General features: G+C 72.6%; 1 protein-coding gene (cut by a window edge). It reads left to right on the top strand.

Annotated features, from left to right (window positions below):
• The first annotated feature begins 45 nt into the window (after positions 1–45).
• Positions 46–15,073: the beginning of a pentapeptide repeat-containing protein gene (locus KIH74_RS32055; RefSeq protein WP_214160161.1), read on the top strand. It continues 37,142 nt past the right edge of the window; the window shows 15,028 of its 52,170 coding nt (coding positions 1–15,028); the start codon lies at positions 46–48; the stop codon falls past the right edge of the window.

The following is a 15,073-nucleotide window of genomic DNA, read 5'->3' as shown; positions in this document are numbered from 1 at the left end:
GGTTCGGCGGTGTCGGCGGAAGGGCTGACGAAGAACCGCACGACGGTGGCCCTGCGCACGTCGCTGAAGGCGATGCTGGCGAACCTGCCCAGTGAGGCCCAGGACTTCCTGCGCGACAACCGGCAGGCCGTGCGGACCGAGTTCGTCCGGATGATGCGCGAGCAGAACCCGGGTGTCGACGCGAACATCCTGACCCGCGGCCTGAGCGGGCCGAGCTCGACCGTCTCGATCGGTGACTACCTGGACAACGCGCTGCTGAGCACGGCGGTGCACATCAACCAGTACCAGGCGATGGGTGTTCGTTCGTACTTCACCACGATGGACACCAACGGCGGGCGCTGGGCGGCCGGTGCCGCGGTCGGTGAGATCCGCAGCTACGGCGATGACTACGTCGACCTGGCGGGCTTCGAGAACGACTGGAACGAGATCGCCGGATTCGTGATCTCGGCGCAGCGCAACACCGATGCCTCCCAGGCGACCATGCCGGTGGCGGCGGCGTCCTCCTCGACGGCGCCGCTGTACCCGGCCTACAGCTCGTCGTCGGCCTACTCCTCGCTCGACGCGCAGATGAGTGCTTTGAGTATGGAACCGGATCTCTCGCGCGGGAACCGGGTTTCGTACTTCGAGGACTCGTACGCGAGCAGCTATCCGGTGGACACGTCGCAGTACCCGGCCCGGTCGTACCAGAGCCCGGCGCCTGCGGCGGACACCAATTCGGACGTGTACGACAACGGGATCTGGTGGCGTCCGTCGCCCACGGGTGGCTGGCAGATGTGGAGCGATCGCTCGCAGGCGTGGGTGCCGACGCACTACTCGCCGAGCTTCGCCTCGTCCAGCAGTTCGTACTACGCCGGTATGGCCATGGTGTCGATGTCGGTGCCGTCGGCGGTGCGTGAGGCGCTGGCGAAAACACTTGCCACACAGTCGGTTCTGGAGTCAGTGGTGGCGCGCTGGCAGGCCTGGCTCCCGGCCCTGAAGGCGCGGGCCCCACAGGCCGGATGGAGCGGTCTCGAAGATCTGCTGGGCTGGCTGGACAGCCAGACCCAGGCCCCGGGGGCGGCCCGGCTGAACCTGGAGAACCTGTTCGCGCTGTACGACCAGATCCGTGAGCAGACGGTCGTGCCGGCGCCGAACCCGGACCTGGGCCGACCCGGCCTGGAATCCCCCCTGCCGTCGCTGTCCGACCTGCTGACCGGGGTGGTGCCGACCGCGGCCGGCCCCGCGGTCACCGCGCCGCGCTTCGACCGGCACGCGGTCGCGAACCTGGTGAACCTCGAGTTCCCGCGCAGCGCCGTCGATCCCGGGGCCGTGCAGCACATCGATGTCGACCTGGTCGGCGAGCTGATGGCGCGGGTGACCGCCATCGTGCACACCGTCGGCGACATGGCCTGGGAGGTGCTGAACCTCTACACCGGCGGCCGGCTGCGCCTGCGCGGCGGTGCGGGTCCCGGTGGCGCCGGCGGCATGGCCGGCGCTCCCGGCTCGGCCGGTCTGATCGGTTCCCCGGGCGCCGGTCCCAGCAACGCCCCGCAGGTGACCCTTTCGCTGGACATCCCGGAACGCGCCGAGCTCGGCAGCGTCAGCCCGGGCCGGCGCAGCCGGGCGGCCTCCGAGGCCGGATCGCTGCGTCCGCCGTCACTGCGTCCCGAGGGTTCCTCGGCCGGTGGTTCGCCGCGGCTGTCCCCGAACGTCGAGGCGCCGCTCCCGCCCTCGCTGAGCGCGGAATCCTCACGCCTGGAAGACTTCGAGGCGCTGCCCGCCGACCAGGTGAGTGTGTCCGGCCGGTCGGGTGTCTCGGACGTCAGCAGGGGAAAGCAGCCCCTGCGCGGCGGTGACCCGCAGCTGACCGCCGACGTCCTCGACCTGTCCCGTTCCCGTGGTCTGGTGGAGGGGCTGCTGCGGCTGGAGGACCGGCTGCCGATGCTGCCGGAGAACCTCATCGCCGAGCGCACGCCGCTGGCGGGCGGGGTGGTGCAGCGCCTGCTGCTGGACACCATGCTCAGCGACCCGGACGCGATCTCGATGCTGGCCGCGATCGACCGGGTGGCGCACCTGCTCCGCGACGACTCGATCAGCGAGGAGATCACGCCGTTCCGGGCACGGGCCGTCGAGAGCCTGGACGCGGCCCTGACCCGTCTGGACGAGGACGCCGACCCGGTCGCGGAGGGGCTGGACGACACCGCCCGCCACAACCTGCGCACCCTGGCCCAGGACCTGGCCTCGGCGCCGGTCATCGCCGAGCGCTTCGACTCCGCCCTGCGGGACGAAGAGGTGGACCTGCGGCACGAGCGACTCGTCGAGCGGGTCCGCGACCTGGTCGGGGAGCAGATCGACCCGAGAATGGTTCCCGGGCACGATAATTCCGCCTGGGTGAGCGCCGTGGACGAGGCGGCCGAGCGGTTCCTGCCGCTGACCGACCTGGTGAACGCCCTGGCGATGATCACGCTGGTGCGCGACCTGGCCCGGCTGGCCACGACGCAGGAGGCGGCCGGCCTGAACGCGGCCACCCTCGACCTGGTCCGCCGGCTGGTCGACGACCAGGCCGACCGCACCGCCCTGCCCGCCCGTCTGCCGGCCGGTTTCGCCGAGCCGGTGGACCTGCCGGTCGCCGGCGAGAACCTGGTCGCCGGTGCGCAGCAGTACGCCTTCGGGCCGCACGGTTTCGCCGAGAGCTACGCCGGGCACGGGTTCGACGAGGCCGAGTTCGTCGCCCGGGCCACCGACGTGGACCGGGCTCCCGCCCCGGCCACCCTCTCCGCGCTCCAGAACGCCCTGGCCACCCGGATCGCCGACCTCGGCGCCACCGGCGCGGTGCGGATGATGCTGGAGGGCGGCCTGGACGTGGCCGCTGACGGTCACACCATGACCCTGACCCTGACCGGTGTGGACCGGGCCGGGGCGCACCGGGTGCGCCCGTCGCGCCAGCCGCTGCGCCGGACCGGTGAGGGCATCGCCGGGCCGATGGACGGTGTGGCGATGCGGGCGAACGCGATCTCGCAGTCCATCACCAAGAGCGGCACGGTCGACCTGTCGGTGTGGACGTCCATCGCCCAGGGCAACGTCGTGCTGTTCCCGAGCGTCGGGGTCAGCGGCTCGTCCACGTCCACCCGGGCGCAGGGCCACACGCTGGACTCCGGCGCGGGTGGTGGCATCGTCACGGCCGGCAAGCAGGTCTACTTCGACCTGCCGGCCCGGCTGCGCACCGAGATCCGGGTGACCGGCACGACGGCCACGAAACACCGCGCCGACGTGACGAACACGCTGCGGGTCTCGTTCCCCGAAGCGATCGCCACCTACCGGCCCGAGCCCGGTCCGTGGATCCTCGGCACCGAGGAGTCCCCGCTCACCGAGGCGCTCGGCACCGTGCTGCCGGGCCTGGGCAGCATCGGCGGCCTGGGCTGGCTGAACCGCGCGCTGCTGACCGAGCTGAAGGCCGTGGCCGGTTCCGACCTGGCCACGGCCGTCGACCATCGGCTGGGGGAGACCTCGGTCCGGCTGGAGATGCCGCGCCTGTTCGGCGCCACCGTCCCGCTGCCGCCGCTGCTGATGGCCAAGGGCCGGCGGCTGGTCAGCCACCTGAACGCCGAGGTGCTCGCCGCCCGCCGGATGGGCCCGGCGGTGCAGGTCCCGGTGCGCCAGAACCGCGGCGCCTGGACCGGCCAGTTCGCCGGTCACGGCAACAGCGGCTCGTTCGGCCTGGCCCTGGGTCTGTGGGTCAGCCCGGCCCCGTTGGGGGACTGGGTGCCCTACGCCGCAGCCGGTTTCCCGCTGGGCACCTCGCGCGGCACCGCCCTTCAGAACAGCGTCAACCAGGGCACGACCGACCAGGTCGGGCTGAACGGCCCGAGCGTGCCGTACCAGCTCCAGGTCCGGATGACGGTGGAGAGCGAGGAACTGCTCGCGGACTCGCGCAAGCGCGCGGCGGCCGCGAAGGACCTGGTCTCCGACCTGACCGTGACGGTCTGGGTGGCCGAGGAGCTCGCCGGGCTGTTCGAGCGGGCCCTGCACGGGCTGTCCGAGACGGACCGGCCGCAGGTGCGGCTGGCCCCGCCGGTCCCGGAGGTACCCCGGTTCGCCCCGGCGGCCTTCGCGAGGCCGGTCGGCTCGGTCGGCTTCGCCGGGCACCTCGGGCTCACCGGCACGCAGGACCTGGTGGAGCAGTTCTTCGGGCTGCTCGCCCAGGTGGAGCGGGGCCGCAGGAGCCCGGCGCCGCAGGCCGGGCAGGCCCAGGTGCGCGTGGACCGGTGGACCCGCAGCCAGCAGCTGGAGCTCCAGGAGTGGCTGCTGACCCGGTTCGGCGAGCCGGAGGTGCGCCACCGCCAGGACCTGATCTTCACCGAGGGCGGGCACAGCGAGACCTTCGTGCGGGAGCTGAACTCCGGCGACGTCGAGCACATCACCTTCGAGATGTCGGCCCGGCGCACGAGTTCCGAGCCCGCCGAGTCGATCTGGGTGAACGACGGCGCGATCACGATCAACCCGAGCGGCTACTTCGACAGCACGCACTCCAGCACCGACTCCAGCAGCACCGGGGTCTCGGTGGGCACGCGCTGGTACCTGAGCCTGCCGATCCCGGGCAGCGACCGGAAGCTGACCGGCCGGGTGGCGGCCGGGTCCGCGGCCTCGCGCACCCACTCCGACGGCGTCGACGTCGACCACATCAGCCAGGTCAACAAGCCGCTGTCGTACTCCGGCCCGGCCTGGATCTACCGCTACGACGCCCAGGTCACGCTGAACGTCTCGGTGACCCGGCGGCTGTCGAGGGACCTGTCCTCGCGGATCGTCCAGGCGATCGAGTCCGGTGCCCGTAAGCTGGCCCACCGCCTGGCCCCCGGACTGGCGGCCGACGTCCGCCAGGAGTTCGCCACCCGGGCCGCCTGGATGGTGCCGGAGCCGTTCACCTCGCTGACCGCCTCCGCACCGCGGAGCCAGGCGCCGACGCCGGTGGCCCCGGGCGGCACCCCCGCCCAGGCCGAGGAGGTCCCGGCCCTGGCCGTGGACCGGCTCACCCACGAGCTGAACGTCCTGGCGGCCGGCACGGAACCGGGCACGGCGACGCAGGTCCCGGCCCGTGCCCGGACCGGCTGGTGGAAGTTCGACCACGGCTGGGTGTTCTCACCGGTGGACGACCCGTACGGCACGGTCGGGATCCGGCCGTTCGACCGGGTGACGGACGTGGACGGCGTGGCCGCCGTGCGCGCGGCCCTGGTCGCGCAGCTGGCCCGGGTCGGCATCGACCCGGACGAGGCCCGCACCTGGGCGCTGTCCGCCGTCACCCGCGACCACCTGCGCGGCGTGTTCCTGCGCGAGACCACCGGCCAGACCGGCCAGATGTCGCAGAAGCTGACCTTCGGCGACCGGGAGGCACACTTCGCCCTGATCCCGGTGGTCCACTCGGTGCAGGACGACGGCACCGCCCCCGCGGTCTTCGACACCAGTCTCCTGGTCGAGTACGCGGCCTCGGCGACCTCGTGGTCCTCGACCACGGCCGGATTCGGCCTGGAGGCCAACATCCGTCTGGGCGCCTCCGAGGTCAAGGACGTGGACGCGTTCGGCAACCCGTCCGGCGGCGGTACCTGGGTCCGGGTCGGCCCGAGCTACGGGATCTCGCAGAGCGACGGCGACTTCGCCACCCTGACCGGCCTGCCCGGTTACCAGCTGACGCTGAAGCTGCCGCACACCGGGAAGATCGGCGCGGTCCGCTGGCGCGTGGTCGTGGTCTCCAACCGCAACCTCACCGAGAGCCGGCGCCTGGACAAGCATCTCGGGCTCCGGGCGGCCGCGACCGACGTGGACGTGCCCGACGGCATCCGCTACTACGCCCCCGAGCGCACCGCCTTCACCCTGTCCGACCTGGAGGCCCTGAACATCAAGGACGCCGCGCACCCGGCCCTGCCGGCGCTGCGCGAGAACGAGCCACGGCTGCTGCGCCCGGCCGCTCCCGCACCGACGGGCGTGCGGCGGTTCGCGCTCCCGGCGGGCGAGTCCGAGCGGGTCGTGCCGGTCGCGCCGCTGAGTGCCACCGACCCCACGCCGGTGCCGGAATTCCCGCTGGTGCCGCTGAACTCGGTCACCGAGCACCTCCAGTCCCCGGCCGGCGCTCCCGCACTGACCAGGACGAACCCGGTGCTGAGCGCCGCGACCGACCTGCTGGCGCGGCACGAGCCCGGTGCCCTGAGCGGCCTGTGGCAGCTGGGTGTGCCCGGTTCCTCGCTGCGTGGCGGCCTGGACGTCATGCTCGCTCCGCAGGTGCTCAACAGCCAGACGCCGGTGCTGCGCGCCGGTGGCCTGCTGCTGACCCGGGTGGACGGGAAGTTCCTCGGCCAGAGGACGACTCAGCTGCTGATCCGCTTCGACCGGGACCCGGCCGCGCGCGGCATGGTCGTCACCGAGGCCCAGGACGGCAGCCTCTACTACATCAACCGCAGCGAGATGCGGGCCGGCTCGACCTGGAGCACGGCGCAGTCGGTCTCGATCGCCCCGGGGCTGGCCGCGATCGTCGACGGCATCGCCCGGCCCAGCTACCCGCAGAGCCAGTTCATCGCCGAGCTGCTGCGCGGCTGGAGCTCCGGCTCCGGCGGCTCGATGAGCGTCTCCGACTGGCGCTACGACGGTTTCGAGGCCTCCGGACCGCTCAGCGTGTTGCTCGGCGAGGCCCGGATCGAGATCACGCTGATCAGCGTCTGGCGGCCCTCGCCGCTGCTGAACACGCTCGCGCTCGGCGCCCCGGCGGCGCTGGCCCGGCAGACGCAGGGCGTCACCGCGGCGCACCCGAGCGGTACCTCGGCCAGGGTCGAGAGCCGCAGCGTGCCGCTGGGCGAGACGGTCGTGGTCTCCACCGCCGACCTGACCCGCTCGCTCCCGGCGGCCACCGGGCAGCCGATCATCACCCGCCTCGCCCCCGGGCGGATCCCGGACGGCGTGACCGAGGTCCGGCTGGACCGCAAGGCCTTCGTCGACCACGAGGTGAACCTCCGGATCGACCCGGACAAGGTGCGTCACCTGTACGACGCCTGGGCCGCGGCCCTGGCCGAGCACGCCGGCACCCCCGCGCTGCTGGCCGCCTGGGGCCAGGTCGGGCAGGACGAGCTGCGCGCGCTGGCCGACCCGTCGGTGCTGGAGCACCACCTGCTCACCCGCGGCACCGGTGCGGTCGGCGAGGCCGCACGTCTGGGCGTCCCGCTGCGCGCCACCGGCAGCGTCTTCACCGACGTCACCGGCTCGCTGTCGGTCAGCTTCCGGCTCGTCGACCCGAAGGCCACGACCGACTTCACCCAGGCCCAGGTCACCGGCCGGGCCGACGTGATGACGATGACGTCGGCGCCCGGCGGGCGCTCGGCCCAGGCCGGCTCGGTCCGGGGCGCCGGGCCGAACTCCTGGTACTCCGTCAACACCAGCCAGCCCCGGGTCGGCGAGACCCCGGCCGGCCCGGTGGTGCAGCCACTGGTCATCTCCTCGCCGATGTACACCGGCCGCACCGGCATCCAGGCCTCCAGCTCGCGGCGCGCGGCGACGCACTGGGACGCCTGGTCGCTCGACACCACCTGGTACGGCCCGGTCTACCTGGACGCGGTCGTCACCATCACGATGAAGACCCGCAACGAGCGGGACAAGATCGGCTACGGCGGCACCGAGCTGCCGCTGACCTTCCGGGTGCGCAACCTGATCGAGGCGTCCTGGTCGCCGCAGCGCCTGCTCCAGGACGCGGGACTGGGCGCCTGGGGCGGGATCCCGGTGCCGATCAGGGTGCCGTCCGGCTGGTACCTGCCCTCGCGGGTGCCCACCGACCGCGCCGTCGTCGACCGGCAGCTGGTCGACGTCCAGTCGTTCCCGGCCGTCGCCGACCCGCAGGTCGCCGTCGTCCACGTCGGCTTCGACCGGCCCGAGGTGGTCCTGTCGTCCTCGCCGACGGTCCGCACCGGAACCACGCCGGTGCTGGCCTACGGGCAGAGGCTGACGCCGGCCGAGTTCGCCACCCGGTACCTGACCCCGCTGGTTGCCCACGACCCGCGGATCAGGGTGATCCTGCTGGTCTCCGACTCGCTCCCGGCCGGCACCGACACCCTGGTGGAAATGGCCGGGGTGGAGGGCCTTCCGGGCGACTCGATGATCGTCGGGGTGACCGGCCCGCTGGCCGCGCCGCACGGCGGCACCTGGGTGGCCCGTCCCGAGGGCGTCTCCGCCGAGGCCCCCCTGCACAGCACGATCGACGCCCGCAACACCTGGGAGATCGTCTCGGCCGGTGCCGAGCGGGTGTGGACCGTCCAGCGGTCCATGCTCGAGACCCTGGACGTCGTCCTGGACCGGCTCGGCGGGCTGCCGCGGCCGGAACTGCGCCTGCGCCCGGCCCTTCCGCTGAGCAGCCTGCGCCCGCAGGCCGCCCCGGCCCAGGAGGTCCACGACTTCGGCCCGCTCTCGGCCGACGCCGCACAGGCCGTCGGGCTGACCCAGGCCCAGGTCTCCGCCGGTGTGGACCATCTGGAGCAGCTGGCCCGGGAGACGGCCGCGCGGTACGCCGCGATGGCCGGGAACCTCAAGCCCGGCGTCACCTTCGAGCAGGACGCCGAGCTGAACCGGGTCCGGAAGGACTGGTCCGCCACCGGGGCCGGTCTGGCCCAGCGGGTGCTGGGCCAGCTGAGCCGGCGGGAGAACTTCGAGCTCGGCGAGATGGCCACGGTCGTCGTCGGCCGGGCCAGTGGGTACGGTACCTCCGGGCTCGGGAACTCCCGGGAGGACAACGCCCGCCGGACCGTCCGCGAGATCGTCCCGATCGTCACGGCCCTGCTGATCGAAGCCCGGACCGGGCACGACCTGGAGGACGACGGCGGCGCGGGCTGGGACGACGCGGCCGTCCGGGCGATCGAGGACCTGGCCCGCCGCACGATCAGAGCCCTGCGCATCGAGCGCGGCCGGATCCCCGGCGGCAGCTCCCGTGACGCCGAGGCCTTCCCGGCGATCCGGGTGGAGGACGTCGACGAGGTGGCGGCGACCACCCAGGTCACGGACTTCGCCGAGATGCCGCAGGAGAGCTCTGCCCACCTCGATCCCCACCTCGACCCGGCGCCCCGGCGGCACCGGGCGGACAGCTCCGCCAGCAGCGTCCGATCGGTCGGCTCGATCGTCGAGTCGATCGCGGCCTCGGACGGTGCGGTCACCGAGGGCGGAGTCGGTGCCGGTCACTCGGCGCCGTCCCTGCGTGCGGAGTCCAGCACCGCCTCCACCCCGGGCACCCCGGTCGTCGAGGCACAGTCCGGCCTGGTGCTGGAACCCCGCCTGAGTCTCGACCCGGTGGACGGGATCCAGCCGCTGATCCGCGATTTCGGGTCCGACCGCAGCGGTGCCCACGGAATGCCGCACATCCGGCCGGTGCCCGCCGACCTGGTCGAGCACCTGCGCGGCACGCTGACCAACGCGGTCTCGGCCGAATTCGGTTACAGCCCGGCATTCTCGGGCCGGATGAACCAGTTGTTCACCCCGCGCCTGCTGAGTACCGCCTGGGAGGCGTTGTTCTCGCAGGACGGGTACGTCGTGCCGTTCCGGTCCGGCGGCGACTACCGGGTGGCGTTGCGCCTCGACACCTCCGACGCCCGGCTGATCGAGGCCGGGCTGGAGGAGATGCCCGACGGCCCGCCCGTCACCGTGCAGAGCTGGGCGTTCGGCATGCCCGAACTCGGCACCACCGCCACCAGCATCGACCTTCGCACCCTGGGCTACTCGTACACCCATCTGTGGAACTTCGAGGACGGCGTCCCGCTGCGCTCGGTCAGCCTGACCGGCCGCGTGGGCTGGACGCTGAACCAGACCAGCCGGGTGATGACGACCGGCACGAGCATCCAGGCGTTCACCATCCTGCGCAGCCGGGAACGCTCGTGGCGCTACGACTTCACCATGCGCTGGCAGTACCACCTGCTGCGGGGCGGCCTGTCCGACGTCACATCCGGCGCCCTGCGGGGCAGTGACGGCTGGCGCACGATCACCGACACGATCGTGCCCACACCGCGTCTGGAGGTCTGGTTCCCCAAGCACCTGCACGAGGCGCCGACCGCGAACGACCTGGTTCTGCCCACCCCGCTCCAGCTCTCGGACGCGCCGCTGTTCGGGGCGGAGAGCTTCCCCGACGCCGGGCAGATCCTGATCGACGTGGCCGAGGCGTTCGCCGGCCGGTTCACCGGCCTGAGCACCGACTCCTGGGACGACCTGCGCCAGTTCCTGTCCGAGGGCGATCTGCGCGCGAACTTCCCGCTCATGCTCTTCGGCGCCTTCACCCCCTCGCCGATGCTCTACGACCGGGCCGGTAACGCGGTCGGGTACCTGCGGGTGAGCGCCGGTCTGGTGGGCGACCTGACCCCGGCCGGGCCGCCGCTCCAGAACGGTGTGCTCGAGGCCTACGTGGTCCGCTCGATGCGTGGCCAGACGTCGGTGACCACCGCCAACGCCTCCGGCGCGGGCGCCGACCTGAGCTTCGGGTTCGCCCCCGAGATCGCGCCCAGCGCCGGCCGGTTCGGCTTCGGCGCCAACGGTACCTACCAGCACGCCCACACCCTCGGATCCGGCGGCAGCGCCCGCCTGGTCCGTTCGCTGCGCGCCGCCGGCGTCATGCCCCGGGCCGGTGCGCGGGTCCGGTTCCGGTTCGAGCTGGTCCGCCCCGACGGCGGCCCGGTGCGCCCGGTCGCCGGCTCCCGCCTGGAGATCCCGGAGACCACCTACCCGGCCGTGCTCCAGGTGCCGCAGGCGAGCGTCATCGACGGCCCGGTCACCGAGGTCCGGCACCTGCCGGCCGAGCTCCTGCACCTGCGGGTCCTGGGCCTGTCCACCTCCGCCACCGACGTCACCGGCACCACACCGCTGTTCGACGGCCTGGAGCAGTTCCTGCGCGCCGAGGGCTTCCTGCCCCCGGTGGGCGAGCCGGGCACGGCCGGCGCGGCCTTCGAGGCCCTGACCGACAACCGCTTCGCCCGGGCGATCCTCGGCCCGGACGCGATCAGCGCCGCCCGCCTGAAGAACCAGCAGAAGCTTGACCAGATGCGCTCGCGGGCAGGTCTGCGCGGCGGGCTGGACGACGCCATCGACGGCGGCTCGCTGACCACCTTCGAGATGCCGGGCAAGGCCGGTACGCACAAGGTCTCGGCCAACCTGAAGACCGTCCGGCGCTATCTGGCCGAGGGCGACGAGGCGGGTGTGCGCCAGGTCAAGAACCTGCCGCGCACCCAGACGCTGAACTTCATCGGCTCGACGATGCCGGGCGAGGAGACCTCCTCGATCACCCCGCTGTCGTGGAACGCGAACGTCAGCGGCTCGGCCCAGGCCGGCGGCGACGTCTCCGACGGGTCGTACGTCGGCGGTGCGAGCGTCGGCGGGCAGTACACCCACGCCGGATCGACCTCGCACAGCGTCGGCGCCAGCCTCGGCACCGGGCACGAGTACTACATGCTCAGCCCGACGTCGCAGGGCACCGAGCTGTTCGAGATTCCGGCGACGCACACGCTGGACGTCTCCTACTCCTACGGTGAGGCCCCGGTGCTCGCGCCGGTGGACGGCCTGGTCACCCTGGCCGTGCCGACCTTCCGCACCCTGACCGAGCCCACGCGGGCCCCGCGCCCGCAGCTGCCGGCGTCCCGTGACGTCACCGCCCAGGACGAGCTGCGCCTGGCCGCCCGGACCCCGGAAGCGGTTGCCGCCCAGGGCGTCCTGACCATGCCGGAGACGGCCCTGGTCGAGTGGGTCGAGGGCAGCGGCGCGCTCCAGCGCCTGGTCCGCGAGGCCCTCGGCCTCAGGGACGCGCTCGAGGAGGAGACCGACACCTCCACCGTCGATCCGGGAAGCCTGGTTCCGGGTGCCTGGCCGACGGCCGGAAACCTGATCGCGCGCCCGGAGCCCGCGGTGCTGGCCCCGGAGCGAAACCCGGAACCTGCTGCCCCGCTGACGATCCCGGTCCCGCACGGCGCCGCGATGGTGGTTCCCCCGCGCTCGGTGCTCGGATTCCTGGGCGACCTGGTCGTCGGTGCCGCGCACTGGCTCTCGGAGACCACGGCGGCCCGGGTGGCCGGCCAGGCGATGTTCGGCGAGGGGCTGACCTCGCCCGAGTCGAGCGCGAACACGATGCTCCAGAGCGTGTTCTCGGCCGAGCACCTGCACGGCAACCCGCTGCGGATCTTCCGTGACGGCTACCTGGTCGAGGGCGTCGTCACCTCCGGCTACCTGGCCGGGACGGACGTCTCGATCGAGGTCCGCGGGTATCTGACCGACGTGAGCGCGCTGTCCGCGGCCCCGCCGCTGGACGCCGAGCGCTGGCTCCAGTCGACCACCGGGAACAACCTGGGGACGACGACCAGCCAGTCCGGTCGCAGCGGTGTGACGGCCAACCGGTCCGGGCACCACTTCCGCCCGGGCGGCCAGTACCTGTTCGGCCGCGGCGGCTCGCACGCCGAGTCGACCGGTGACAACACCAGCACGATGCGGGTGACCACCGAGGACACGGTCCACAGCCACCGTTTCTCGGCCCGGGCCGTCTACGTCGTCACGGTGAACGTCGGCACCCGGAACGTGGGCGTGAACACGCTCACGAACCTGGGACGCTCGCAGTTCCGTAAGGCTGTCGAGGTCGCCGAGGGCGTGCAGTTCCATCTCGTCGACAACGACCTGCACAACCACCCGCAGCTGGCCGAGCTGATCCGGCAGCGGGACGCGGGTGTCGAGGGCGCCCGCGAGATCCCGGCGCCCGGCCCGCGTGAGCTGCGGCTGCCGGCCTGGTACGGCGACACCGGCGGCCAGATCGGCTACGGCACGGTCACCGGCGTCGACGTGAGCACCGGCCGTTCTGGTCTGGACGCCCGGATCGTGCGGATGGTCGAGGCGAACGCCCCGGGCATCATGACGCCCGGATCGAGCACCTACCTGCCCGGCCTGCGGACCCGGATCAACGAGTACGCCAGCACCCTGGGCCTGCGCACGCTGGTCAACCTGGGCCCTGAGGGCCAGGCCCGGCTGCGCGGGATCTTCCGGTCCTGGTTCGGGCCGCAGATCGTCACGATCACGCTGAACGCCCACCCGGCCGACCTGGCGGGCCTGGCCGAGGTGCGGGGCCGCGCGGTGGCGACCGGCGGCCTGGACACGGTGATCTCGCACATCAGCGCGCGGGGCACCGCTCTGCCCGGTCAGCAGGCGGGCCGGACCCGGGTCACCGACACCTCGACCCGGACCAACCAGCTGAACTTCCGCCCGACCGGGGTCACCGCCGACCAGACGATCACCCCGATCGCGGCCGGCGAGTTCCGCACCGACGTGTCGCACACCCAGGTCTCGACCCGGGAGCTGCGCACCTGGCAGCGGAGCATGAACACCACCAGCGAGTTCACCGTGCCGTACCACTACGAGGTCACGGTCGAGGTGGAACGCCTCTGGCACGCCGCCTTCTCGGTGGTCGTGCAGGGAGCCGCGTCGCTGGTGGCGCAGGGGCTCGGCGTGCTGGTGGTGCCGTACATCCACCTGGCCACGGCCCTGATCCAGCGGGTGTTCCAGGCCTTCGACCGGGCCGCCGAGCAGGCGGCCCTGAACGGCCTGAACGCGCTCGGCCTCGAGGTCGACACCGAGGCGGGCCGTCCGGCGCCGGTCGTCGAGGAGATCGAGGACAGCGCCCACGCGGTGGTCCCCGCCGACGTGACGATCCGGTTCCACAACCGCGAGAACGCCCAGGCGGCAGGCGAGACCAGCGCCAACCTGCTGGAGTCCCCGCAGCTGTTCCGGGTCGACCCACTGGCCGGGATCGGCGAGACGGCGCCGCGCACGGGTGATGTCGCGATCGAGATGGAGACCTGGCCGCGGTTCCTGGCCGACCCGACCTGGCTGCCGCAGCGCCCCGTGCAGATCTACGACCTGCCCGGCATCGACCAGCTGCGCCAGGCCCTGACCGAGGCCGACCCGAACTGGACGCGTGGGCTCACCCCGCAGACCTCGTCCTCCAGCGAGGGCATGTTCATCCGGCTGAACCAGTTCATCGAGACCGGTGAGCTGAAACTGGCCACCCGGGCCGGTACCTCGGCGTTCCTGTCCCGGCCGGGCGCGTCCGCGCGGATCGAGATGGTGCTGTACTCCCCGCGGATCGAGCGGGCCAGCCGCGACATCGCGATCGACCACATCGAGGTCTCCAACGACTCGGTGACCAACACGACGAGCTCCTCCACCTCGCGCAGCATCACGCTGGGCCAGAGCTACGACGGCGAGCCGATCAACCGATCCGGCCCGATCGCGCCGATCTGGGGCGACACCTCCGGCGCCGGTGACGTCAGCACCCAGGCCACCCAGCGGCGGGAACTGCTGCGGTTCGGTACGGTGATGGAAAATGCGGCCGGGACCGGCCTTCTCGGTCACCGGGTGCGGGCGGTCGCGCTCTTCCGGGTGGTCTCTCCGGACGGCGCGACGACCCGCTGGGTGCTCTCCGACATCCTGCTGCGCAGCACCGAGACGCCGCCACAGATCGCGCCCCCGGTGGTCGAGCCGACTCCGACGGTGGACGACGCGGCCGTCCCGGTCGACGCCGGTCACCTTCCGGCTTCGGTTCAGGAACTGCTGGCTGATCCGGCTGCGGCATCCGGAAATGCTTCCGGTGCGGTTGTTTCGGGTGAGACGACGGGTGTCGGGACGGGACTGACCGGGACTGATCTGGCCGGGACGGAGCTGGCCGGGACTGATCTGGCCGGGACTGATCTGGCCGGGACGGATCGGCCGGCGGCCGAGCTGACCGGGGCCGAGCTGACCGGGGCCGAGCTGGCCGGGTCTGATCTGACCGGAACCGAGTTGGCCGGAACCGAGTTGGCCGGAACCGAGTTGGCCGGAACCGAGTTGGCCGGAACCGAGTTGGCCGGAACCGAGTTGGCCGGAACCGAGTTGGCCGGAACCGAGTTGGCCGGAACCGAGTTGGCCGGGTCTGACCTGGCCGAGGCCGAGCTGCTCGACACAGCGCTCACCGACGCCGCGCTGTTCGACCAGATGGTGTCCGGTGGTTCCCAGCCGGCCGGTGCGCTGTCCGACCCGGTGAAGGCCGACATCTTCGAGCCGGAGCCGCAGTTCCCGCGCC

The sequence above is a fragment of the Kineosporia corallincola genome (assembly GCF_018499875.1).
Lineage (GTDB): Bacteria > Actinomycetota > Actinomycetes > Actinomycetales > Kineosporiaceae > Kineosporia > Kineosporia corallincola.
This window is presented reverse-complemented; position numbering and strand designations above follow the sequence as displayed.